We start from the raw sequence: 22759 nt of genomic DNA on the forward strand, positions 1-22759 counted from the left end.
CAATCCTTTGGGGGTGAAGCGGGAAACGGGAGGGGGTCAGACTTCAGAGGGAAGGTCGTAATTCACCGGCTCGGCGTGCCATCCGGCCTTGCGCTTGGCCCAGTAGGTCTCGCGCAGGCGCTGGCTGACCGCCCCGGGGCGGTCATTGCCAAGAATGCGGCCGTCGAGCCGGGTGACGCCAACGACGCCGCCGGCCGTGGTGGAGAGGAACACCTCGTCAGCGTCGCGCAGCTCGCTGAGCGGAACGGGGCGGATTTCGCAGGGAATGCCCAGCTCGGCGCACAGGTCGATGACCGACAGGCGGGTAATGCCTTCGAGCACGTTGGTCGCTGGCGTTGAGACCACGCCATCGGTGACGCAGAACACGTTGAAGCCCGGCCCCTCGGTGACGTTGCCGTCATGGTCGAGCAGGATCGGGTTGTCCGCGCCTTGGTCGTGCGCCTCGAACAGGCCGGCGGTCATGTCCGCCCAGTGAAAGTTCTTGGCGCGGGCGTCGACGCTGGACTGCGGGATGCGCGGGGTCGAGGCGACGATCATGTGCGCGCCGCGGTCCACGATCTCCGGCGCCATCAGCCACACGAAGGGAATGGCATAGGCGCTCAGATAGTTGCGGGCATTGACCGGGTGATACTTCATCCCCGGCTGCGGGCGCCCGCGCAGGCAGTCCATGGCGACATAGGCGTTCTTCAGGCCGGACAGCGCGACGAGGCGGTGCAGGATCGCGCGGATGTCGTCGTCGCTCTCCTTCGGCTTGAGGCGCATCGACTCCATCGAGGCACGGAAGCGGCGCAGATGGTCGTCGAGGCGGAAGAAGCTGCCGTCCCACACGCTCACCACGTCATAGGTCACGTCCGAGCGCCGAAAGCCCCAGTCGGTGACCGGAATGCGCGCCTCGGAGACCGGCATGTAGGCCCCGTCCATGTAGGCAGCGCCGGCCGGCCACCGGGCAGGAGCGGGGGCATCGGCGGGCGGTGCGCTCAGGGCGGCGTCGGCTGACATCGAAGTCTCCACGGCGGGTGAACAGGCGACAGCAACGTGATAAATTAAACGTTTAATCATGATAGTTTCGCCCCGATTGGGCGTCAACACGGATTCCGCTCGTTTTGTAGGCATGGGTAAAAGGCGCGCAGGCGCGACTTGGCGAGCTCTGCCTTTCTAAAGGCAGGCCGACGCGCAAAAAGACGGCGCGCGACCCCTCGGCGCGACCCGTCGATTGGACGGGTCGCGGGGTCGGTCGTTCACCAAAATGGGGCGGTGTCGGGCGGGCGGATCAGCTCCGCAGGCCGGGCGCCTCGCGGCCGGTGCGGGCGACATATTCAGTGTAGCCGCCGCCATATTGGTGGATGCCCTCGGGCGTGACTTCCAGCACCCGGTTCGACAGCGCGGCGAGGAAGTGCCGGTCATGGCTGACGAACAGCATCGTGCCCTCGAAGCTCGCCAGCGCGGCGATCAGCATTTCCTTGGTCGCCATGTCGAGATGGTTGGTCGGCTCATCGAGCACCAGGAAGTTCGGCGGGTCGAACAGCATTTTCGCCATGACGAGGCGGGCCTTCTCGCCGCCGGACAGCACGCGGCAGCGCTTCTCTACGTCGTCGCCGGAAAAGCCGAAGGCGCCGGCCAGCGCGCGCAGCGACCCCTGCGCCGCCTGCGGAAAGGCATCCTCCAGCGATTCGAACACGGTGCGCTCGCCGTCGAGCACTTCCATGGCGTGCTGGGCGAAATAGGCCATCTTCACGCTGCCGCCCACCGCCACCGTGCCGGTGTCAGGTTCGGCGGCGCCCGCCACCAGCTTGAGCAGGGTCGACTTGCCGGCGCCGTTGACGCCCATGATGCACCAGCGCTCGCGGCGACGGACATGGAAATCGAACCCGTCATAGATGGTGCGTGCGCCATAGCTCTTATGCAGGTTCTTGATGCTCACCACGTCCTCGCCGGAGCGCGGGGCGGGCTGGAACTCGAACGCCACGGTCTGGCGGCGGCGCGGCGGCTCGACGCGCTCGATCTTGTCGAGCTTTTTCACCCGGCTCTGCACCTGCGCAGCATGAGAGGCGCGCGCCTTGAAGCGCTCGATGAAGGCGATCTCCTTGGCGAGCATCGCCTGCTGGCGCTCGAACTGCGCCTGCTGCTGCTTGTCGGTTAGCGCGCGCTGCTGGGCGTAAAATTCGTAATCGCCGGAATAGGAGGTCAGCGCGCCGGCATCGATCTCGATGATCTTGTTGACGATGCGGTTCATGAACTCGCGGTCGTGCGAGGTCATCATCAGCGCGCCGTCATAGCCCTTGAGGAAGCTCTCCAGCCAGATCAGGCTTTCGAGGTCGAGATGGTTGGATGGCTCGTCGAGCAGCATCACGTCCGGGCGCATCAGCAGGATGCGGGCGAGCGCGACGCGCATCTTCCAGCCGCCCGAGAGCTTGCCGACATCGCCCTCGATCATCTCCTGAGAGAAGCCGAGGCCGGCCAGCACCTCGGAGGCGCGGCCCTCCAGCGAATAGCCGTCCAGTTCCTCGAAGCGGGCCTGCACCTCGCCATAACGCTCGATGACCGCGTCCATCTCGTCGGCGCGGTCGGGATCGACCATGGCGGCTTCCAGCTCGCGCAACTCGGCGGCGATCGCGCTCACCGGGCCGGCGCCGTCCATCACCTCGGCCAGCACCGAGCGGCCCGAAGCCTCGCCGACATCCTGGCTGAAATAGCCGATGGTGATGCCGCGATCGGTCGAAACCTGCCCCTCGTCGGGCGCTTCCTCGCCAGTGATCAACCGGAACAGCGTGGTCTTGCCGGCGCCGTTGGGGCCGACGAGGCCGATCTTCTCGCCCTTGAGCAGGGCGGCGGAAGCCTCGATGAAAACGAGCTGCTTGCCGTTCTGCTTGCCGATATTGTCGAGACGGATCATGCGCGGGGAACCTCAAGGCAATGGTGCCGCGCACATAGAGCACGCGCCGATCAGATTAAAGACAATCTGATCGGATAACGCGTTCTCTGTGAGTATATTAGAGACTGATTCACCGATCAGATTGATTCAATCTGGTCGGATCAGGCTCTAGAGCCTTTTTCGCGGTTGCGAAAGGGGCGGGGCGTCGCGGGTGGAAAAGCATGCGGCCTTGCTATCGGCCGGGCACGGGCCGCGATAGATTGGCGGCGGCGCGTTTTGCCGGCCTGTGGCAGTCCCATGAAGATCCTTCTGCTCGAAGACCATCCCTCCATGCGCGAGATCATCGCCGACCACTTGACCCGCAGCGGGTTCGTGGTCGACGCGGTGGGCACCGGCGACGAGGCGCTCGCCGCGGTGGCGACCACCGCCTATGACGCCATGGTGATGGACCTCGGCCTGCCGGACATTGACGGCATGGAGGTGCTGCGCCAGGTCCGCGCCCGCACCGCCGACCGCCTGCCGGCGCTCATCGTCACCGCGCGCGACAGCCTGGAGAGCCGGCTGAGCGGCCTCAATTCCGGTGCCGACGACTACATCGTCAAGCCGTTCGAGCTGGTGGAGCTGGAGGCGCGGCTGCGCGTGGTGCTGCGCCGTCCCGGCCAGCGCGGCGCGGTCACCCATTCGTTCGGCGGCCTGTCCTTCGACACGCTGTCGCGCGAGGTGCGCATCGACGGCGTGCCGGTCGAGTTCGCCCGCCGTGAACTGGCGCTGCTGGAAGAGCTGCTGCGCGCAGCCGGGCGTGTGGTGGTGAAGGACGCGCTGGAAGACCGGCTCTATTCCATCGACCGCGAGGTCACGCCCAACGCCATCGAGGCCGCGGTGTCGCGGCTGCGCAAGAAGCTCGCGGCCGCCAAATGCGGCGTGGTGGTGAACACGGTGCGCGGCATCGGCTACCGGCTGGCCGCGGGAGGCGAGGGTGACGCGTAGCTACAGCCTGCGCTACCGGCTGGTGGCGGCGATGTCGCTGACCTTCCTGCTCGGCCTCGGCGGGGCGATGGTCTATTTTTATTTCGAGGCCTATGCCGTGGGCGCGGCGCTGGACGAGCGCACGCTGCAGAGCCAGGCGCGGGAGCTCACCGCCGGCATGGCGGCCTCGCCCGATGGCCGGGTCGCCTTCCACCTGCCGCCCCCGCTCGCGCGCCTGTACGAGGGCGCCGATTCCAAGTCGTTCTACACAGTGTTTGACGCGGCCGGCCGGCCGGTGCTGCGCTCGCCCAACCTCACCATGCCGCTGCCGGCGGTCGAGGCGCCGGCCTCCGGGGGCTATAGCGAGATGCGCTTCGTCGACGCCGAGCCCGGGCAGATCGCCGCGCTCTCGGTACGGATCAATGCGGGCGACACGCTGGTGATCGGCCGCGCCAAGCCCGACGAGGACGCGCTGGCCTTCACCGTGATCGAGGAGGAGCTGGAAGCCTTCGTCATCGTGCTGGTGCCGTTCATCCTGCTCTCGCTGCTCATCATCTGGCAGATCACCCAATGGAGCCTGCGCCCGGTGGCACGCGCTTCCGAGGAGGCGATGGCGATCGGGCCGGGCAATGAATCCGGGCGCATCGCGGTCGAGGGACTTCCGAACGAGATACGCCCGCTCGCCGACGCCGCGAACGGGGCGGTGGAGCGGCTGGCCCGGGCCTATGCGGTGGAGAAGCGGCTCACCGCCGATGCCGCGCATGAGCTGCGCACACCGCTCGCCGTGCTCAATCTGCGGCTCCAGCAGGCGCGGATGACCGGCGTGGTGGACTGGCCGCAGCTGGAACGTGAGATCGCGACGCTCAACAAGCTGGTGAACCAGCTTCTCGACCTCGCCCGCAAGGAAAGCGCGGAGCACGATGCCAGCCCCGTCGGCACCACGCTGATCAACCTCTCACGCATCGTCCGCGAGGCGGCGGCAATGGTGCTGCCTTTGGTCGAGCAGGCCGGCCGGGCCATCGATATCGTCGAGCCCGCGGAAGCGCATCTGCGCGGGCAGCCCGACGATCTGCGCGACATGTTCCGCAACCTCATCGAGAACGCGCTGCATCACGGGCGCGGGCGGATCACGGTGCGGGTACGGGCGGTGAACGCGCCAGCGCACGGCTTCATCGTCGAGGTCGAGGACGAGGGCACCGCGGTGATCGACGACGCGCTATTCACCCGGTTCAGGAAGGGCAACCCGGCCTCCAGCGGCACCGGGCTCGGGCTCGCCATCGTCCGTCAGGTAGCGCGCAATCATGGCGGGGAGGTCGCCTTCGTGGCCGAGGCCGGCCATACCTGCGTGCGCGTGTTCCTGCCCACCGGCCAGCGCTGAGCGGCTCAGTCCACGGCCGGCCGGAAGCTGTCCGGCTCGAAGCCCGCCGGGTCGCCGTAGCGGTCGAACCAGCCCGGGGGCATGCCGTCGAAGTCACGGTCGCAATAGAAGGCCAGAAGCTGCACGTCACCGTTGCGGATCCAGTAATCCGCGCTGCACCCGCAGGCATCGAGGTCCGGCACGAAGCACCGAATAGGCAGCCAGCCCTCGGCGTCGGGCAGGGGTGGTCCGTTCATCGCGCCGTTGCCCATCGGCAGGCGCGAGGTCTGCGGCGCCGGAAGGACGGCCGGCGCGATCAGCGCGCCGATCCGCCGCAACAGGTGAAGGGAGGGAGTCAGTTGGGGCATGGGCGCTCTCCTTCCCGCGCTCACGGCAGCGAGCCGACAAGGGTCGCGGGTGCGTCGGCAGAGCCGACGATGGTCGCGGGCGCGCCGGCAGCGCCGACGATGGTCGCGGGCGCGCCGGCAGCGCCGGTCGAGGCGCCGGCCGGGCCGCGATAGTCGTAGCCGATGCGGTAGAAGAACCGTCCCGCCGGCTTGCCGTCCTTGAGGATGGGCTGTTCCACCGTCTCGCCGAGCCGGCCGAACTGGCCGGCCAGTGCTTCGTCATCGATCTGCCGGCGCTTGAAGGAGAACAGCACGGCGGGGCGGCCGCGCAGGGGTTCGGCGCGGTGCCAGTAGCCGTACATCAGGCTGGGCAGGCCCAGAATGCCGCGCCCGACCGAGTTGTCGACGCCCTCGCCGTCCTCGTTGTTGCTGTAGAAGGCGAGTTGGCTGGCGATGTTGTAGGTGTCCATGCCGACCATGAGCGGCTCCTCGCCGGTGGCGTTCTCCACCTGCCGCTCCAGCGTCTCGGCCGCGCGGCCGAATTCGCGCCACGCCACCGGCACCGCCGGCAGGCTCGCGACATAGCCGAGGCCGGGCAGGCCGAGGACGAGATAGTTCAGCCCGAGCCCGTACAGCACCAGCGTGACCGCCACCGTCGGCACCCACGCAGGACGCAGGCGAAGCTGGAGGCGCGAGGAACGCTCGGCCGCCGCCAGTATCGCCGCCGCCATGGCGGGAACCGTGGCCAGCCAGAGCGGGCCGGTCCAGTTCAGCTTGACGGTGTGCGTCAGGCTGAAGACCACGAACACCGCGAGCGGGGTGAGCGTGAACACCAGGATGAACCGCGAGAAGCGCCGCGCGCTCGGGTCGGCCTGGCGCGCGCCGGGGCGCCGGCGCCGGTCCCACAGCGCGGCCATCGCCGCTATCAGCCCCGGCGGCGTGAGCAGCCCCGCCGCGCAGAGGATCAGCGCCGGCAGCGAGAACCGCGTGGCGGCATCGATGCGTCGCGTGCTCTGGAACGCGAAGGAGGCGAGGTCGTGCTCCAGGTTCCAGACGATCACCGGCGAGAAGATGGCGAGCGCCAGCAGCGCCGCCAGATAGGGCTGCGGCCGCTTGAGCCACTCGCGCGCCCGCACGTCGGCCAGCATGAAGATGAGGGTGGCCGGACCCAGCAGGGCGATGGTGTATTTCGACAGCATGCCCAGCCCGATGCAGATGCCCGCGCCCCACCAGGCGGAGCGGCGCCCACCCACCAGTGCCCGCTCCAGGAAGAACAGCGCGCCGGCCCAGCACGCGGTCAGCGGCGCGTCCGGCGTCATGATCAGGCCGGTGGCGAAGTAGAACGGCAGCACGGCCACCAGCAGCAGGCTGACGAAGGCCGCCGACTTGCCGAACATGCGATGGGTGAGGCGGAAGCTGAAGAAGGCGGTGGCGAACCAGCACAGCCAGGCGCCGATGCGCACGCCGAACTCGGTGTTGCCGAACAGCGCGGTGCCGGCATGGATTACCCACGCCACCATGGGCGGGTGGTCGAGATAGCCGATATCAAGGTGCTGCGCGTAGTTCCAGTAATAGGCCTCCTCCGGCAGCAGGTCGGCGAGGCCGATAAACAGCAGGCGCAGCAGCACGACATAGCCGACCACGCCGATGGCGGCGACGCGCCAGCGAATGTCATGGGGTACGCGCGGATTGACCGAGGGAAACACGAAGAAGGCCGAGCCGAGATAGCTCACGATCGCCGCCGCGCCGATGGCGAACAGGATGGCGATCTGCGGCAGGAGATGGAACAGCGTGGTCCCGCCGGCCAGCACCCCGCCGCGTATGGCGAGCGCCAGCAGGCAGACGGTGAAGAACCGCCGGTAATGCCCGCTTCCCTGCGCGCTCGCGGGTTTGGAGCTGTCGGCGAAGGCCCAGCGCGCATTCAGCACATAGTTCGACACCGTGGCGACGCCGAAGCTGCCGACCTGTGCGGTCATCAGCCCGGCATGGAGCGCGAACAGCAGCTCGAAGACCAGCAGATCGACGGCCATGCCGATCAGCCCCACCAGCGCGAAGCGTGCCGCGCCGCCGGCCGAGACCGCACCGCCGGCCAGCACCAGCAACCGGCGCAGATAGGCGACCATCTGCGTTTTCCCGATCTTGGACTCGCCGTGGATGCGGTCCGGGAACACGATCGGCACCTCGCGGACCTTCAGCGCGCCGCCGCCATGGGCGATGACCTCCAGCCCGATCTTGAAGCCGGCGGCTTCCGGGTCGACCGCGAGCAGCCGCTCGCGGCGCACGGCGAAGAAGCCGGACATCGGGTCCTTGAGCTCGGTCAGCGGCCAGGCGAGCAGCCCGCCGAGCCGCGACAGCAGCAGGCGCTGAAGCGGCCAGTCCGGCGTCGCGCCGCCGCGCACATAGCGGCTGCCGACCGCCATGTCGCAGGTTCCGTCCAGCACCGGCTCCACCAGCGCGCCGAGGCGCTCGGGCGGGTGGCTCAGATCGGCGTCCATCACCACGACGATATCGGTGCGGGCCACGCGGGCCGCGTTCAGCACGTCGCCGGCAAGCCCCCGCCCGCCGCCGCCGGAGACGAGGCGCACCTGCGCGGCCTTCTCCCATTCGCGCACCCGCTCGACCGTGCCGTCGGTGGAGCCGCCATCGGCGACCAGCACCTCGAAGGCGAGGCCGGGATTTGCCTGCGCGAAGATCGCGGCGAGCAGCACGTCGATATTGTCGACTTCGTTGAGGGTGGGAACGATGACCGTGGTCAGAACGGCAGTCTGCGAGGGAGCGAGCACGGGGAAGCCCTGGATTGGACACGGGACACGCGTCCGGCCCTGAGGACCGTCCGCCCCGTGACCATCCGGGGGCTAGCTGACCGCAGCCTGACGTCCCGGAACCATCGCTTGCGCGCCGGGCTCAGGCGGCGGCGGGTGTGCCCTGTGGCGCGGCCTTGGCGCGCAGCAGCATGCCGAACAGGTCGCGCGGCTCGTCGGGGTCGGCGAGCAGGTCCAGCTCCTCGTAGAAGCCTGTCCCGGCAAGCTTTTCACGCACATAGCGCAGGGCCGAGAAATCCTCGATGGCGAAGCCCACGGAATCGAACAGCGTGATCTGCCGGGCGTCGCGCCGGCCCTGCGTCTGCCCCGCGACCACCCGCCACAGCTCCGTGACCGGGTGGTCGTGTGCAAGCTGCTGGATCTCGCCTTCGATCCGGGTCTGCGGCGGGAACTCCACGAAGATGTCGGAGCGCCTGAGAATGTCGGCCGCCAGCTCGGTCTTGCCGGGACAATCGCCGCCGACCGCGTTGATGTGCAGGCCCTCGCCGACCATGTTGTCGGTCAGGATGGTGGCGTATTGCTTGTCGGCCGTGACGGTGGTGACGATCTGCGCGCCCGCCAGCGCCTCCTCACCGGAGGAACAGATCGCGATGTCGAAGCCGAGCCCGTCGAGATTGCGCGCGCATTTCTCGCTGGCGCTGCGGTCGAGGTCGTAGAGCCGCAGCCGGTCCACGCCGAGAATGGCCTTGAAGGCCAGCGCCTGAAACTCGGACTGCGCGCCATTGCCGATGATCGCCATGGTGCGCGCGCCCTTCGGGGCGAGGTATGTCGCCGCCATGGCCGAGGTGGCGGCGGTGCGCAGAGCGGTTAGGATGGTCATCTCGCTGAGCAGCACGGGATAGCCGGACGACACCTCGGCCAGCACGCCGAAGGCGGTCACGGTCTGGCGGCCGTCGCGGGTGTTCTTCGGGTGGCCGTTGACATATTTGAAGCCGTAGACCGCGCCGTCGCTGGTCGGCATCAGCTCGATCACGCCGTCATGGGAGTGCGAGGCGATGCGCGGGGTCTTGTCGAACAGTTCCCAGCGCCGGAAGTCCGCCGCGATGAAGCCCGCCAGCTCGACGAGGAAGCGCTCGACGCCGATGGCGTTGACCAGCTTCATCATGTTGTCGACGCTGACGAACGGCACCACGTTGAGTTTTCGCGCGTCGCTCATGGTTCAGTAGCTCCGTGTGGGGCGGTCGAGCACGCGCCGGCCCAGCAGGCTGGCGGTGAGGTCGACCATGAGGCGCGCGGTGCGCCCGCGCTCGTCGAGGAAGGGGTTGAGTTCCACCAGGTCGAGGCTGGTGACGCGCTCGCTTTCGTGCAGCATCTCCATCACCAGATGCGCCTCGCGGAACGTCGCCCCGCCCGGCACGGTGGTGCCGACGCCCGGCGCGATGTCGGGGTCGAGGAAATCGACGTCGAGGCTGACATGGAGCAGCCCGTCCTCATCCTCCACGCGCTGGAGGAAGGGGCGCAGCAGCGCGGCGAAGCCGAACTCGTCAATGGCCCGCATGTCGTGCACGGTGATGCCGGAGCGCGCGATGGTGCGGCGCTCGGCCGGATCGACACTGCGAATGCCCATCATGCACACGCGCGAGGGGTCGAGCGGGGCGTGGAGCGGGGGAAAGATGCCCTCGAAGCCCGGCTGGCCGGTGGCATAGGCCATGGGCACGCCGTGGAGATTGCCGCTTTCGGTGCTGTCCAGCGTGTGCAGGTCCGGATGGGCGTCGAGCCAGAGCACGAAAAGCGGGCGCCCAAGCTCCGCCGCGCGGCGCGACAGGCCGGACAGCGTGCCGGCGGCGAGGCAATGATCGCCGCCGAGCGTGATCGGCAGCCCTTCCGCGCTGGCCTCATAGACCGCCTCCGACAGAACCTTGGTCCAGCCGACCACCTCGCGGAGCGACTTGATCGCGGCATTGCCATGGGCGGGCGCGGGCGCGGGCGCGTCGGCGGGGGCGAGGTTGCCGCGGTCGATCACCTCATAGCCAAGGTCGCGCAACGTGCTCGTAATGCCGGCAGCGCGGAAGGCGCTCGGGCCCATGTCGCAGCCGAGACGGCCGGTGCCCTCCTGAACGGGGGCGCCGAGAAGGATGCAGGTGCGCGGCATATCGGTCTCCGGTGTCATGGCAAAAGCCTAGCGGCGGGCACTGGCGGAATGAACATTGAATATTGGCAATTAGCTCAGATGAATTTATCAAAGTGATGGCATTGGCTTTCAAAACGGCAATTCATGGACGATCTCGACCAGAAGCTGCTCGCCCTGCTGCGCCATGACGGCCGGCGCAGCGTCTCGGATCTCGCGCTGGAAACCGGCGTGTCGCGCGCCACGGTGCGGGCGCGGATCGAGCGCATGGAGCGCGAGGGCGATATTGTCGGCTACACGGTGATCCTGCGCGCCGACGCCATCGCCATGCCGGTGCGCGGCATCATGATGATCGAACTGGAAGGGCGCACGGCGGACCGGGTGGTGGATGTGCTCGGCGGCTTCCCGGAAATCTCGGCGGTGCACACCACCAACGGAAAGTGGGACCTCATCGTGGAACTCGGCACCGAGAGCCTCGCCGACCTCGACGCGATCCTGCGCCGCATCCGGCTCATCCCGGGCATCATGGCGTCCGAGACCAATCTGCTGCTCGCCACCCCGCGCACCACGCGGGCACGGCTGTAGGCGTCGAGAGCCCTTTCCGATCAGACGGAATCGTCTGATCGATAAGAAAGTGCTCTCGATTCAAAGAGCTGGAGCATTTTCTCTTCGTGAAAGTCGATCAACTTTCGCGGAAAATGCTCTAAATCCGCAGCCACGCGCCCGAGCGGATCGCCGCCGCGATGGTGAGCCCATAGACCACCAGCGCCAGCGACAGGGCGGCAAACAGCGCGTAGAGCGAGCCGGTGAGGCTCAGCACCAGCCAGCCGCCGCCGAGCGCGATGACGATGCGCGCGATCCCGGCGACGATCGGCCAGAACAGCCGTCCCGCGCCCTGGCAGGCGAAATAGAGCGACAGGCCGAGCCCGAAGAAGCCATAGAACGGTCCGACCACCCGCAGATAGGCGCTGCCCGCCGCGATCATCTCCGGCTCGGCGCTGAACAGCGACAGCCACGCCTCGGGGAACAGTGCCGCCGTCACGCCGATTGTCTCGGTGAGCACGAAGGTCAGCCCCGCCCCGGCCCAGGCAATCTTCATCGCCCGGTCGCCGCGCCCGGCGCCGATATTGGTGCCGACCATGGCGACCATCGGCGCGCCCATGCCGAAGATCAGCGGCAGCAGCAGATATTCCAGCCGAACCCCGGTGCCGAACCCCGCCACCGCTTCGACGCCGGCCGAGGCGGCGACCAGCGCGGTGGCACCGGCAATGGTGATGTTGGTCTGCAGCGAGGTGAAGGTCGAGAGCATGCCGATGCGCAGGATGCTGGCGAGCGGCGCCCAGCGCAGCCTTACAAAGGTGAGCCGCGCTGGGTTGCGGCCGGACAGGACGTACCAGGCCATGGCCAGCGTGCCGCCGGCGAAATAGGTAAGCAGCGCCACCGCCCCGCCGGCAATGCCCAGCGCCGGAATCGGGCCGAAGCCGAAGATCAGCACTGGCGAGGCTGGGATCAGGAACACAACGCCGCCGCAGATGACGCTGGCGGGAAACAGCATGTTGCCGGTGCCGCGAATGATGCTGGCGAGGCCGTTCATCAGCCAGATCAGCACGATGCCGGTGAACAGCGTATTTGAATAGAGCAGCGCCGCCTCCAGTTCCCCGCCCGCGCCGCCGAGGAAGGCGTAGATCGGGCGCCCGAACAGCAGGAAGATCGCCGAGAAGCCGAGGCCGAACAGGACGCTGATGGCCAGCGCGTGCAACACCAGCGCGTCCGCGCCCGCGCGGTCGCCGGAGCCGAGCGCGCGGGCGATGGCCGAGGAGATGCCCCCGCCTATGGCGCCGGCCGAGATCGCGGTCATCAGCATGAAGGCGGGGAACACCAGCGCCATGCCGGCGAGCGCGTCGGTGCCGAGCCGCGCCACCCACCAGGTCTCGATCAGGCCGGTGGAGGCCTGCGCCAGCATGATCAGCACGTTCGGCCAGGCGAGGCGGATCAGCAGCGGCACGATGGGCGCCTCGATGAGGCGCTGGGTGCGGCGATCGATGCTGTGATCCATGGAAGAGCCGATCGCCCCGGTGGCCGTGCTGGTCATGACTGTCTTCTAGCGTTGGAGGCGGGGACGGCGCCAGTCATGCCGCAGCGGCAGACACGCGCCGCTCGCGCACCGCCACGATGGCGACGGAGGCGATGAGGCAGAGCAGGCCGGCGACGAAGAAGGCCGGCAGGTAGGTCTGGTAGAAGGTGCGGCTGAAGCCGGCGCCATAGGCCGCGCTCGCCGCGCCGAGCTGGTGGCCGGCGAAGATCCAGCCGAACACCAGATTGGCGCGGTCGCCGAACTTCTCGGCGGCGAGCTTCACGGTGGGCGGCACCGTCGCCACCCAGTCGAGCCCGTAGAACACCGCGAAGACCGACAGGCCGTAGAAGCTGAAATCGCTATAGGTCAGGTAGATCAGCGACAGGCCGCGCAGGCCGTAATACCAGAACAGCAGCCAGCGGCTGTCCACCCGGTCGGATAACCAGCCGGAGCCGACCGTGCCGACGAAATCGAACACGCCAATCAGCGCCAGCATGCTCGCCGCCGTCACCGCCGCGAGCCCGTAATCGCCGCAGAGCGAGACGAAATGGGTCTGCACCAGACCGTTGGTCGAGGCGCCGCAGACGAAGAAGGTGCCGAACAGCACCCAGAAGGTGCGGGACTTGGAGGCGTCGCGCAGCGCCAGCAGCGGCGAGGCCAGCATGGCGGTGAAGGTCGTGGGATGCGCCGGGTTCGGCGTCGGCGCGGAGGCGCCATAGGGCAGAAGGCCGAGATCGGACGGCCGGTCGCGCATCAGCACGAGCACGGCGAGCGCGGCGACCAGCAGCATGGCGAGCACGAAGGACAGCGCGCCGCGCCAGCCCATGGCTTCGGTGAGCTGCGCCAGCAGCGGCAGGAACACGAGTTGGCCGGTGGCGGTGCTGGCGGTCAGCAGACCCATGACGAGGCCGCGCCGCTGCGCGAACCAGCGCGTGGCGACGGTGGCGCCGAGCACCATGGCGGTGAGCCCAGTGCCGAAGCCGACCACGACGCCCCACAGCAGCAGCAAATGCCAGACCTTGGTCATGAAGAACGAGCCAAGCACGCCGGCGCCGATGAGCGCGAGCGCCACGCTCGCCACCGGGCGAAGGCCGAAGCGGTTCATGAAGGCGGCGGCGAACGGACCCATCAGCCCGAACAGCAGCAGCCGCACCGCGAAGCCCGAGGAGATGTCGGCGGTCTCCCAGCCGAACTCCGCCTGCAACGGGGCGATCAGCACGCCCGGCGCGCCGACCGCGCCGGCGGTGACGAGCATGGTGAGGAACGTCACCGCCGCGACCACCCATCCATAATAGATGCCGCGTCGGGCGAAGAAGGCGGGAAGCGCTGCCGTCGCGGCCGGGGGTAGGGGGCTCATGATCGGTTCCTCTAGAGCGGGTATATGCCCGCATTTCGTTAAAAATCAGATGGCGGCGACGAGCTGCGCCAGCGCGTCGAGACGCGCGGCGCCGACGCTGGCTTCCAGCTGCGCTTGGCAGTCTTCCCAGAGCGGGATCGCCTGCGCGAGTAGCGCTTCACCCGCCGGCGTCAGTTCCACCATGGCCTCGCGCTGGTCGTCCTCGCCGCGCCCGGTGGCGACCAGCCCCATGCGCTCGATCACGCGCACATTGCGCCCGATGGTGGAGCGGTCCAGCTCGGTGAGCTTGCCGAGCGCGGTCAGGCTCATCGGCTGGTGGCGCGCGATTTTCCGCAGCAGCGAATATTGCGCAATGTTGATGCCGAGCGGCGCCAGCGCGGCGTCGTAGCGGGCGGAAACCTTGCGGGTGGCAAGGCGCAGCAGGTTGCAGTGGCAGCTTGTGGACATGAAGCGTGTATATACCCGCGTTGTTTGCTTGTCCATGCGCGCGGAGCATTGCCGGGCTGCGCCCTTGAACCGGCGCGCGGGCTCGCTTAGCGATTGGCCGACCATGACGGGAGGATGTCTCATGTCGAAAGCCACGCGCGCGACCCGGGCGCTGGAACAGGCGGGCATCGCCTTCACGGTGCACAGTTATGAGTACGACCCCGATGCCGAGCATATCGGCCTTCAGGCGGCGGCGGCGATCGGCGAGGAGCCGGCGCGGGTGCTCAAGACGCTGATGGCGCTGGTCGACGGCAAGCCGGTCTGCGTGATCGTGCCGTCCGATCGCGAGGTCTCGATGAAGAAGCTCGCGAGCGCCTTCGGCGGCAAGGCGGCGCAGATGATGAAGCCGTCCGACGCCGAGCGCGTCACCGGCTTCAAGGTCGGCGGCATCAGCCCGTTCGGCCAGATGAAGCGCGTGCCCACCGCCATCGAGGCGCAGGCGCTGGCGCATGAGCTGGTCTATGTGAATGGCGGCCAACGCGGCCTTCAACTCCGGCTCAATCCCGCGGATGTGGTGGCCGCCCTCGGCGCGCTGGCGGTGCCGGTGGTGGCGTAACCGCAGCGTGCGAACGCGCTGCCCGGCCGGCATTGCCGCAAGACCGCGTGGGCCTCGCGCGTCAGCATGACGGAAATCTCAGGCCGGGATGTCCGGCAACAGGAGTTGCCGTCATGATGAACCGCCGCGATTTCGTTTCCCTGCTCGCCGCAGGGGCCGCCGTCTCCGCCCTACCGCGTATGGCCGCCGCGCAGGCCGTTCCCCCGGTGCGCAACGTCGTGCTGGTGCATGGCCTGTTCGCCGACGGGTCGTGCTGGTCCGAGGTGATCGCCCGCCTTCAGGCGCGCGGCCTCAACGTCACGTCGGTGCAGAATCCCCTGACCACGCTGGACGAGGCGGTGGCGGAGACCAACCGCGTTCTGGCGCGGCAGGACGGGCCGACCGTGCTCGCCGGCCATTCCTTCTCCGGCATGATCGTGACGCAGGCCGGCATGGCGCCGAACGTCTCGGCGCTGGTCTACATCGCCGCCCGCGCCCCCGATGCCGGGGAGGACTATACCGCGCTCGCCAAGACGTTCCCGACCCCGCCCGCTTCCGCCGGCATCCTATTCGACGGCGATGAGGGCCGGCTGAGCGAGGAAGCTTTCCTGCGCGATTTCGCCGGCGATGTGCCCAAAACGACGGCGAAGGTGCTCTATGCCGTCCAGCAGCCGTTCCACAAGGCGCTGCTCACGGGTCGCACCACCGAGGCGGCGTGGCGCCACAAGCCGAGCTTCTACGCGGTCTCGACTGAAGACCGCACCATCAACCCCGATCTCGAACGCTTCTTGGCCAAGCGCATGAACGCGACCACGATCGAGCTTCCGTCGAGCCACCTCTCGCTGATCTCGCATCCCGACGAGGTGGCCGGGCTGATCCTGAAGGCCGCCGGGCAGGGCAATGGCTGAGCGCGCTCAGGCCGGCCGGTCCGCGAGACGGACCGGCGCCAGGCCCGGCAGATCCGGCCCGAGCGGGACGATACCGTTCGGGTTCAGCGCCTTGATCGAGTAGTAGCCGCGCTTGATGTGGTCGATGCTCACGGTCTCCCGCACGCCTGGAATGTCGAGCACGCGCATCATGTAGCCGTGAAGCCCGGCATAGTCGGCCAGCCGGCGCAGATTGCACTTGAACAGGCCGAAATAGGCGGCATCAAAGCGCACCAGCGTGACGAAGAGGCGGATATCCGCCTCGGTCAGCGCGTCGCCGGTGAGGAAAAGCCGGCCATCGCTGAGGCGCGCCTCCAACTCGTCCAGCATGGCGAACACATCCGCGAAGGCTTCCTCATAGGCGAGCTGCGTGGTGGCGAAGCCGGCGCGATAGACCCCGTTATTCAGGCGCGGATAGATCGCGGCGTTGAGCGCGTCGATCTCCGCGCGCAAGGCCGGCGGGTAGAGGTCGAGCGTCGCGTCGGCAAGCGCGCCGAAGCCTTCGTTGAAGATGCGAAGAATATCGGCGGATTCATTGTTCACGATGGTGCCGCGCGTCTTGTCCCACAGCACCGGCACGGTGGCCCGGCCGGTGTAATGTGGGTCGGCGCGGGTATAGAGCTCGTGCAGATAGGTCGCCCCGTTCACGCTGTCCGCTGTCGCGCCGGGGTAATCGCCGAAGCGCCAGCCCTGATCGGTGAGGGCGGGCTCCACGATGGAAACCGAGACCGCCTCTTCCAGGCCTTTCAGCCGGCGCGCGATCAGCGTGCGCGAGGCCCAGGGGCAGATCAGCGCGACATAAAGATGATAGCGCCCGGCCTCGGCCTTGAAGCCCGAGCTGCCGTCCGGGGTGACGACATGGCGGAAGCCGGAGGTCTGGCGCACGAAGCCGCCCTTGGCATCAGTCGCCTGCACGGGGTGCCAGTCCGCTGTCCATTTGCCGTCGACCAGCATTGCGTCGCTCCTCTCAGGCCGCGACCAGCGCAATGCGGGTGCCCCACGGGTCGGCGAGCTCCAGCCGGGCCTCGCCCTCGCCGGCAATGGCCGACAGGCGCGCGGCGCCGAGCCGGATTTCGACTTCCGCGAGGCCGGTGGACGGGTAGGTCCGCTCACCGGCGCCCCGGCTGTTCCAGATATTGGTCGCAATGTGATGGTGATAGCCGTTGGCGGCGTAGAAGGTGCCGCCGGGATAGCGGCAGGTGATGTCGAGACCGAGCTTGGCGGCATAGAACTCCTCGGCCAGGCTGAGCGCGCCGACCTGAAGATGGACATGGCCGATGGTGGAACCGGCGGGGAAGCCCTGCCAGGGCGTCTCGCCGGCCTCGGCGATCAGGCTGTGCAGGTTGAGCGCTTCCGTCGCCATCTGCACCTTGCCCTCGCTCCAGTGCCAGCTCGACGCCGGACGGTCGGCGTAGATTTCCACGCCATTGCCTTCCGGGTCGGTGAGATAGATCGCCTCGCTCACCAGATGGTCGGACGCGCCGACCACCGGGGGGCGCGTCGCCATGGCGTGCTTGGCCCAGCGGCCGAGATCGGCGCGGGTCGGCAGCAGGAAGGCGGTGTGGAACAGCCCCGCCTCCCGCGAACCGCGCCGCCGGGCCGCGCGGTCGGCGCGCAGCTCCAGCAGCACCGTGCCGTCCGCGCCGAGTTCGGCCGTCTCGCCATCCTGCCGCAGCAGGTGAAGCCCGACCGCCTGCCGGTAGAAGCGCGCGACCTCATCGAGGTCGTTCACGGTGAGCGCGACGCGGCCCATGGCGAGGGACGTATCACGCGTCGTGGCGGGAATGGCTGAGACGGTCATGGCTTTCTCCTTCGGCGTGGGCGATATCAGCGCGCGCCGGTCTTGCGGCTCGGCTTGAGGGCGAAGGCGCCGTCGCCGGTGAGCGCCAGCGCGATGAGCGCGACGATCCACAGCGCCAGATACTCCCAGCCGCCATTGGGGTTGGTGAAGAAGAAGCCGGCCGGGCCGTGCACGGTCAAGATTGCGCCGACGAGAATGGGAACCAGTGCCAGCGCCGCGATGCGCGGCCACAGGCCGAGGATCAGCGCGACCGCGCCGACAAGTTCCCACGCGATGGTGACATAAGCCAGCCAGCCCGGCAGGCCGATCGAGCCGAAGAAGCCGGCGGTGCCGGCCGGGGTGAACACGAAGATCTTCAGCCCGGCATGGGCGAGAAACAGGATGCCGAGCGCAAGGCGCAGCAGCAGCGCGGCGTAGGGAGCGGTGCGGGTATCGGTCATGGCAGCTTCCTCATCAGGGTGTGAGCTGCGGGAGAACATGACCTCTGCCCCGACGGGTGAGTATCCGCGCGATAAGCGGAAGTTTTCTTCCAATATGGAAGCGATCGACGGCCTCCCGAAAGAGGCCGTCGCGCCTGTTCACGCAGGGCTGTGCGCGCGTAGCTTCACCGGGATCGACTTATAGGCCGGGACGCCGCATTCGCGATCATAATCCCCGGCCGCCACTAGAAGGTTGGCCTCCGGGTAATAGGCGCCGATCGAGCCGCGCGCGATCGAATAGGCGACCGCGGTCTGCCCCGCCAGCACGCGGTCCTTGCCCGCCACCAGGTCGACCTTGTCGCCATGGGCGAGGCCGAGGGCTTCGAGGTCCTGGGCGTTGACGAACACCACGTCGCGCCGGCCGGTAATGCCGCGATAGCGGTCGTTCAGGCCGTAAATGGTGGTGTTGTACTGGTCGTGGCTGCGCAGCGTGGTGCACACCAGCGTGCCCTCGTCGCGGCCGTCATCCTCGTCGGTGCCGGCCTCGGCGAGGAAAGTGGCCTTGCCGCTCGCCGTGTTCCACTTGCGCTCGGTGGCCGGCAGCGGAAGGCGGAAGCCGCCCGGCTTGCGGATGCGTTCGTTGTAATTTTCGAAGCCCGGAATCACGGCCTCGATCTTGTCGCGGATGCGGTCGTAATCGGTGCTCAGCCCCTCCCAGTCGACCGGGCTCGACGGCAGCGTCGCGCGCGCAATGCCGGCGATGATCGCGATTTCGGACAGCAGCTGGTCGGAGGCCGGGTTCAGCGTGCCGCGCGAGGCGTGCACCATCGACATGGAATCCTCGATGGTGACCGACTGGAGCACGCCGTTACGCAGGTCGCGCTCGGTGCGGCCAAGGCAGGGCAGCACATAGCTGTGCGTCGCCGTCAGCAGCGCGGTGCGGTTCAGCTTGGTGACGATCTGCACGTTGAGGTCGAGCTTGCGGAAGGCGGCATAGGCAAAATCGGGGTCCGGCATCGCCACGGCGAAATTGCCGCCGAGCCCAATGAAAGCCCGCGATTCGCCGCTGCCGATCGCCGCCAGCGCGTCGACGGCATTATGGCCGTGCTTGCGCGGGGCAGTAATGCCGAACGCCGTGTCGAGCCGGGCGAGGAAGGATTCGGTCGGGATCTCGGTGATGCCGACGGTGCGGTCGCCCTGCACGTTGGAGTGGCCGCGCAGGGGGCAGATGCCGGCGCCCGGCTTGCCGATATTACCGCGCAGCAGCAGCAGGTTGGCGATCTGGCGGACATTCTCGGTGCCGTGGCGGTGCTGGGTGATGCCCATGCCGTAGCAGGCGATCACGCGCTCGGCGCTCCAGTAGACCTCCGCCATGCTCTCGATCGCGGCGCGGGTGAGGCCCGAGCGCTGCTCGATCTCCTCCCATGTCGTCTCCTCAAGGTCGGCCTTCAGCTCGTCGAAGCCCGACGTGTGCTCGGTGATGAAGGCGCGGTCCAGCAGCCCGTCGCCGCCGGTGCCGAGATTGACGGCATCGGCTTCCAGCAGCGCCTTCATCATGCCCTTGAGCATGGCGACGTCGCCGCCGACCTTGACCTGATGATAGGCCGAGGCGAGGCGGGTGGAGGAGAACGTCGCCATCTCCACCGGGTCCTGCGGCGCGGCGAAGCGTTCCAGCCCGCGCTCCTTGAGCGGGTTGGCGACGATGATCGGCGCGCCGCGCTTGGAGGCCTCGCGCAGGCTGGTGAGCATGCGGGGGTGATTGGTGCCGGGATTGTGGCCGATGCAGAAGATGGCGTCGGCGTGATCGAAATCCTCAAGCGACACCGTGCCCTTGCCGATGCCGATCGACTGCGGCAGGCCGACGCTGGTCGGCTCGTGGCACATGTTCGAGCAATCGGGGAAATTATTGGTGCCGAATTCGCGCGCCAGAAGCTGGTACAGGAAGGCCGCCTCGTTCGAGGCGCGGCCGGAGGTGTAGAACTCGGCCCTGTCGGGCGAATCGAGGGCGTTGAGCCGGGCGGCGATGCCAGCGAAGGCCTCGTCCCACGACACCGGGACGAAGTGATCGGTGGCCGCGTCGTAGCGCAGCGGGGTGGTGACGCGCCCGGCATCTTCCAGCGCGTGGTCGCTCCAGCCCCACAGCTCGGAAACCGAATGCGCGGCGAAAAACTCCGGCGTGACCCGCTTCCAGGTCGCCTCCCAGGTGACGGCCTTGGCGCCGTTCTCGCAGAACTCGAAGGACGAGGTGTGCTTGGGATCCGGCCAGGCGCAGCCCGGGCAATCGAACCCGTCGGGCTGGTTCATGTGCAACAGCGCGCGCGTGTTGGACAGGTCGGATTCCATCTCGCGCCGCACGGCCTGCGCCACCGCGGCCAGTGCTTCCCAGCCCCCCGCCGGGCCGGAAAACGGCTTGACGCCTTCAGGAGAGTTCTTGGACATCGATTACCTCTCGAAGTGGCCCCCCGGAGGAGGGTAGCCCGGGCCGTCGCGCATTAGAACCGTTCGACAGGTCCGGGGACGTGCATCAGCGAAAATAACGCCGGATCAGGTTGCCGTACCGCCCGCGGGAACAAGCTGCCCGATGAGCCGGTGCGCGCGCTCGTGCACCGCCGCGCGTGCCTGCGCGGCGCTCTCGCCATCGGCGAGCACGGTGCAGACCGGGTCGCCGGGGGAAAAGGGCGTGCCGGGCCGGGGCCGGTCGGCGACCCATTCAGGTAGCGGTACGTCACCCAGCGTGAAGGCAGCCGGCGCATAGAGCAGACCGGCCGCGCGGGGGGAGGGGGCGATGTCGAGCGTCGGAGGCAGACGGCCCGCGCAGGCGTCGAGATGCAGCCTCAGCAGCGGGGGCAGGGGCGGGTGATCGAACACGTCGAGGCTCGCGCCGGGGCGCGGGTTGACCTCGATGAGATGCCAGTTCGCTCCGTTCACCATCAAATCGGCGCTGGCGAGGCCGACAAGGCCCGTCGCCCGCGTGAGCCGCCCGATCGCGTCCGCGATGGCGTGCTCCATCGCCGCATCGAGCCGAATCGGGCCGGCCGCGCCGCCATAGCGGAACGGGGCATGCGGCGCGGGATCGCACCATTGTTCGGAAAAGCCGATGAGCCGGGCAGACCGGCCGTCCCCCAGAAACAGGGCGGAGACGGCGCGGCCCTCCAGCCGTTCCTGAAGATAGCGCTTCCGACCGCGCACGCGCCGGGCCGGGCGGATATGCTGGCCACCCGCGCCGCCGATGCGCTTGGCGAGAGCCGGCACGCCGGGTGGCGCCTCCTCCTCGAACAGCCGTGGATGCGGTATGCCAAGCTCGCCGAGCAGGGCGGCAAAGGCGCGCGGCTGCTTGAGACGTCGCAGCGTTCGGGCGTCGCTGCCCATGAGCGGGAAGCGGCCGGCGAGCCGTTCCACCAGCCGGGGCCGGTGCTCGAAGCCGCTGGACAGCACGACGGGCGTGTTCGGCCCGATATGCTGGTCGAGCTGGGCGAACAGATCGTCCGCCGCGATCGTCAGCCCGCGGCCGCTGGCGAGCCGCACGCTTCCGGCCGCGAGGCGTTCCGTGTCCGCGTCCGCGAACAGGTCGAGCGCCAGCGCCCTGAGCCCGGCGCGGCGCGCGGCGGTCACCAATGCGCGAGCGGAAAGCCCGACGACGGCAATGTCGAATGCCTCCTCAGGTTGCATTCAGGCGGCGGGCGACGGCGCGAGCCGTTCGATCAGCGCGCCGCTGTTGCGCCCGCGCACGCAGTCGAAGCGCAGCGTCGGATGACCGGCATAGCGCGCGCGCAAATCCGCCAGAAGCTGGTCGGCTTGGTCGGGATCGCCGATGAAGGCGAAGCCGGTCGGGCCCCAGGAGCTCTGGCCGACGCCGGCGATGCCCTGCGCCTCCAGCCAGCCCATCGCCCCGCCCACCGCCGCGCTGGTGTAGCGCCCGCCCTGCGCCTGCGCGTAATGCTCGCCGAGCCGGCGCTGGATTTCGCCAATGGCGGCACCGAACGGGCCGATCTCCTCCTCCACCAGCGCCGGCAGTGCCTGCATCAGCGTGAGCCGCGACAGGTGGCCGGCGAGTTGATCGGGGAAGGGCGGCAGCGTGTCCATGGCGGTGGTCTCGTCCGTGCCGGAGAGGCCGCTATGGCCCGGATCATAGGCGAGGATCACCCGCCAATGAGCGGGAAACGCATGGCGCGCCAGCAGGGGAGGCGCGGAATTATTCTGCGAATTCAGCTTCTTGCCGCCGTCGAGCAGGAAGCCGCCTTCGGTGAAGGCCCCGATCCCAATCGCCGAGCGCGCTCCCCGCCCGAGCGCGGCGCCGATCTCGCGCAGGCTGGTTTCCCGCCGATGCAGCGCCGCCATGCCGGCCGAGACCGCAAGTGCGAGCTGGGTGCCAGAGCCGAGGCCGGCATGGGGGGGCAAGGCCGTGTCGATGGTGATCTCGGCTCCACCCTCGATGCCGAGCCAGTCCATCGCCCGGCCGGCGGCGAGCACGGCGCGGTCGGCATCCGGGCCGCTGGCGGTGAGCGTGGAGGAGGGGCGCAGCCGCAGCACCAGACAGGGCCGCTCGAGCGTCAGCCCGAGGCTACCGAAACGGCGGCCCAGCGTGCCGGCAAGGTCCAGGAAGCCAAGATGCAGCCGCGCGGGCGCCACCACCCGGATCGTGGCGTCGCGTTCGCTGTCGGGTGCCGCGGTCCGCTTGAGCGTGGTTTCGTTCACGGGCGTTTCCTCACGCGCCATGGTAGGACCAGCG

General features: G+C 68.6%; 20 protein-coding genes. 5 read left to right on the plus strand and 15 right to left on the minus strand.

The genetic code is table 11. The features are described 5' to 3' along the window. Positions 1-36: 36 nt before the first annotated feature. Together VRZ77_RS11890 and VRZ77_RS11895 are read right to left on the minus strand one after the other, a co-directional pair. Positions 37-999 carry an aminotransferase class IV gene (locus VRZ77_RS11890; RefSeq protein WP_414592869.1) on the minus strand — a complete coding sequence of 321 codons (963 nt, stop codon included), beginning with the start codon at positions 997-999 and terminating at the stop codon, positions 37-39. Between the two features lie 271 nt (positions 1000-1270). Next, the gene (locus tag VRZ77_RS11895; protein WP_414592870.1) at positions 1271-2893 is read right to left on the minus strand and encodes an ABC-F family ATP-binding cassette domain-containing protein; all 1623 of its coding nucleotides are present in this window, start codon (positions 2891-2893) and stop codon (positions 1271-1273) included. Between the two features lie 276 nt (positions 2894-3169). Between VRZ77_RS11895 and VRZ77_RS11900 the strand changes: the two genes are divergently transcribed. Continuing rightward, complete coding sequence (locus VRZ77_RS11900; protein ID WP_414592871.1) at positions 3170-3859, plus strand: response regulator transcription factor; 690 nt, start codon at positions 3170-3172, stop codon at positions 3857-3859. Further along, the gene (locus tag VRZ77_RS11905) at positions 3849-5216 is read left to right on the plus strand and encodes a sensor histidine kinase (RefSeq protein WP_414592872.1); all 1368 of its coding nucleotides are present in this window, start codon (positions 3849-3851) and stop codon (positions 5214-5216) included. Before VRZ77_RS11900 ends, VRZ77_RS11905 begins: the two co-directional genes overlap by 11 nt. Positions 5217-5221: 5 nt before the next feature. Here the strand turns inward: VRZ77_RS11905 and VRZ77_RS11910 are convergent, their stop codons facing one another. The 4 genes from VRZ77_RS11910 to rocF form a co-directional block, all read right to left on the minus strand. Beyond that, complete coding sequence (locus VRZ77_RS11910; RefSeq protein ID WP_414592873.1) at positions 5222-5563, minus strand: hypothetical protein; 342 nt, start codon at positions 5561-5563, stop codon at positions 5222-5224. A gap of 20 nt (positions 5564-5583) precedes the next feature. Next, positions 5584-8325 (minus strand): glycosyltransferase family 39 protein, encoded by a 2742-nt coding sequence (locus VRZ77_RS11915; RefSeq protein ID WP_414592874.1) that lies wholly within the window; start codon positions 8323-8325, stop codon positions 5584-5586. A 121-nt stretch (positions 8326-8446) separates the two neighbouring features. Then, positions 8447-9520: an ornithine cyclodeaminase gene (locus VRZ77_RS11920; RefSeq protein ID WP_414592875.1), complete on the minus strand. Its 1074-nt coding sequence runs from the start codon at positions 9518-9520 to the stop codon at positions 8447-8449. 3 nt (positions 9521-9523) lie between these two features. After that, positions 9524-10456 (minus strand): arginase, encoded by a 933-nt coding sequence (gene rocF, locus VRZ77_RS11925; RefSeq protein ID WP_414592876.1) that lies wholly within the window; start codon positions 10454-10456, stop codon positions 9524-9526. A 123-nt stretch (positions 10457-10579) separates the two neighbouring features. On the opposite strand from rocF, the gene VRZ77_RS11930 reads away from it, so the two are divergent. Then, entirely contained in the window at positions 10580-11017 is a 438-nt protein-coding gene (locus tag VRZ77_RS11930) for an Lrp/AsnC family transcriptional regulator (protein ID WP_414592877.1), read from the plus strand. A 118-nt stretch (positions 11018-11135) separates the two neighbouring features. Here VRZ77_RS11930 and VRZ77_RS11935 read toward each other — a convergent pair whose 3' ends face one another. The 3 genes from VRZ77_RS11935 to VRZ77_RS11945 are packed head-to-tail and all read right to left on the minus strand — an operon-like array spanning position 11136 to position 14310. Beyond that, positions 11136-12524, minus strand: a complete 1389-nt coding sequence (locus VRZ77_RS11935) for an MATE family efflux transporter (protein WP_414592878.1) — start codon at positions 12522-12524, stop codon at positions 11136-11138. Between the two features lie 37 nt (positions 12525-12561). Further along, complete coding sequence (locus tag VRZ77_RS11940; protein ID WP_414592879.1) at positions 12562-13863, minus strand: MFS transporter; 1302 nt, start codon at positions 13861-13863, stop codon at positions 12562-12564. A gap of 45 nt (positions 13864-13908) precedes the next feature. Next, complete coding sequence (locus tag VRZ77_RS11945; RefSeq protein WP_414592880.1) at positions 13909-14310, minus strand: MarR family winged helix-turn-helix transcriptional regulator; 402 nt, start codon at positions 14308-14310, stop codon at positions 13909-13911. Between the two features lie 121 nt (positions 14311-14431). Between VRZ77_RS11945 and ybaK the strand changes: the two genes are divergently transcribed. Both ybaK and VRZ77_RS11955 read left to right on the plus strand, forming a co-directional pair. Beyond that, a complete protein-coding gene (gene ybaK, locus VRZ77_RS11950) occupies positions 14432-14905 on the plus strand; it encodes a Cys-tRNA(Pro) deacylase (RefSeq protein ID WP_414592881.1) in 474 nt (157 codons plus the stop codon). A gap of 113 nt (positions 14906-15018) precedes the next feature. Then, positions 15019-15792 carry an alpha/beta fold hydrolase gene (locus VRZ77_RS11955; protein WP_414592882.1) on the plus strand — a complete coding sequence of 258 codons (774 nt, stop codon included), beginning with the start codon at positions 15019-15021 and terminating at the stop codon, positions 15790-15792. A gap of 6 nt (positions 15793-15798) precedes the next feature. Here the strand turns inward: VRZ77_RS11955 and VRZ77_RS11960 are convergent, their stop codons facing one another. The 6 genes from VRZ77_RS11960 to VRZ77_RS11985 all read right to left on the minus strand — a co-directional run bounded on the left by VRZ77_RS11960 (position 15799) and on the right by VRZ77_RS11985 (position 22725). Further along, entirely contained in the window at positions 15799-16764 is a 966-nt protein-coding gene (locus VRZ77_RS11960) for a glutathione S-transferase family protein (RefSeq protein ID WP_414592883.1), read from the minus strand. Positions 16765-16777: 13 nt separating this feature from the next. Then, the gene (locus VRZ77_RS11965; protein ID WP_414592884.1) at positions 16778-17611 is read right to left on the minus strand and encodes a VOC family protein; all 834 of its coding nucleotides are present in this window, start codon (positions 17609-17611) and stop codon (positions 16778-16780) included. A gap of 26 nt (positions 17612-17637) precedes the next feature. Continuing rightward, positions 17638-18051, minus strand: a complete 414-nt coding sequence (locus VRZ77_RS11970) for a DoxX family protein (RefSeq protein WP_414592885.1) — start codon at positions 18049-18051, stop codon at positions 17638-17640. 138 nt (positions 18052-18189) lie between these two features. Further along, positions 18190-20469 (minus strand): FdhF/YdeP family oxidoreductase, encoded by a 2280-nt coding sequence (locus tag VRZ77_RS11975; protein ID WP_414592886.1) that lies wholly within the window; start codon positions 20467-20469, stop codon positions 18190-18192. A 105-nt stretch (positions 20470-20574) separates the two neighbouring features. Beyond that, entirely contained in the window at positions 20575-21699 is a 1125-nt protein-coding gene (locus VRZ77_RS11980) for an ATP-grasp domain-containing protein (RefSeq protein WP_414592887.1), read from the minus strand. Beyond that, positions 21700-22725 carry a beta-ribofuranosylaminobenzene 5'-phosphate synthase family protein gene (locus tag VRZ77_RS11985; RefSeq protein ID WP_414592888.1) on the minus strand — a complete coding sequence of 342 codons (1026 nt, stop codon included), beginning with the start codon at positions 22723-22725 and terminating at the stop codon, positions 21700-21702. Positions 22726-22759: the final 34 nt, after the last annotated feature.

This window comes from Ancylobacter sp. G4_0304, from assembly GCF_047501495.1.
Lineage (GTDB): Bacteria > Pseudomonadota > Alphaproteobacteria > Rhizobiales > Xanthobacteraceae > Ancylobacter.

Bases quoted from the DNA above. Each gene is read 5' to 3' on its own strand.
- VRZ77_RS11975 (WP_414592886.1), bottom strand. From the start codon at position 20,469: ATGTCCAAGAACTCTCCTGAAGGCGTCAAGCCGTTTTCCGGCCCGGCG.
- VRZ77_RS11960 (WP_414592883.1), bottom strand. From the start codon at position 16,764: ATGCTGGTCGACGGCAAATGGACAGCGGACTGGCACCCCGTGCAGGCG.
- VRZ77_RS11895 (WP_414592870.1), bottom strand. From the start codon at position 2,893: ATGATCCGTCTCGACAATATCGGCAAGCAGAACGGCAAGCAGCTCGTT.
- rocF (WP_414592876.1), bottom strand. From the start codon at position 10,456: ATGCCGCGCACCTGCATCCTTCTCGGCGCCCCCGTTCAGGAGGGCACC.
- VRZ77_RS11910 (WP_414592873.1), bottom strand. From the start codon at position 5,563: ATGCCCCAACTGACTCCCTCCCTTCACCTGTTGCGGCGGATCGGCGCG.
- VRZ77_RS11935 (WP_414592878.1), bottom strand. From the start codon at position 12,524: ATGACCAGCACGGCCACCGGGGCGATCGGCTCTTCCATGGATCACAGC.
- VRZ77_RS11900 (WP_414592871.1), top strand. From the start codon at position 3,170: ATGAAGATCCTTCTGCTCGAAGACCATCCCTCCATGCGCGAGATCATC.
- VRZ77_RS11980 (WP_414592887.1), bottom strand. From the start codon at position 21,699: ATGCAACCTGAGGAGGCATTCGACATTGCCGTCGTCGGGCTTTCCGCT.
- VRZ77_RS11970 (WP_414592885.1), bottom strand. From the start codon at position 18,051: ATGACCGATACCCGCACCGCTCCCTACGCCGCGCTGCTGCTGCGCCTT.
- VRZ77_RS11965 (WP_414592884.1), bottom strand. From the start codon at position 17,611: ATGACCGTCTCAGCCATTCCCGCCACGACGCGTGATACGTCCCTCGCC.
- VRZ77_RS11940 (WP_414592879.1), bottom strand. From the start codon at position 13,863: ATGAGCCCCCTACCCCCGGCCGCGACGGCAGCGCTTCCCGCCTTCTTC.
- VRZ77_RS11920 (WP_414592875.1), bottom strand. From the start codon at position 9,520: ATGAGCGACGCGCGAAAACTCAACGTGGTGCCGTTCGTCAGCGTCGAC.
- VRZ77_RS11945 (WP_414592880.1), bottom strand. From the start codon at position 14,310: ATGTCCACAAGCTGCCACTGCAACCTGCTGCGCCTTGCCACCCGCAAG.
- ybaK (WP_414592881.1), top strand. From the start codon at position 14,432: ATGTCGAAAGCCACGCGCGCGACCCGGGCGCTGGAACAGGCGGGCATC.
- VRZ77_RS11955 (WP_414592882.1), top strand. From the start codon at position 15,019: ATGATGAACCGCCGCGATTTCGTTTCCCTGCTCGCCGCAGGGGCCGCC.
- VRZ77_RS11930 (WP_414592877.1), top strand. From the start codon at position 10,580: ATGGACGATCTCGACCAGAAGCTGCTCGCCCTGCTGCGCCATGACGGC.
- VRZ77_RS11890 (WP_414592869.1), bottom strand. From the start codon at position 999: ATGTCAGCCGACGCCGCCCTGAGCGCACCGCCCGCCGATGCCCCCGCT.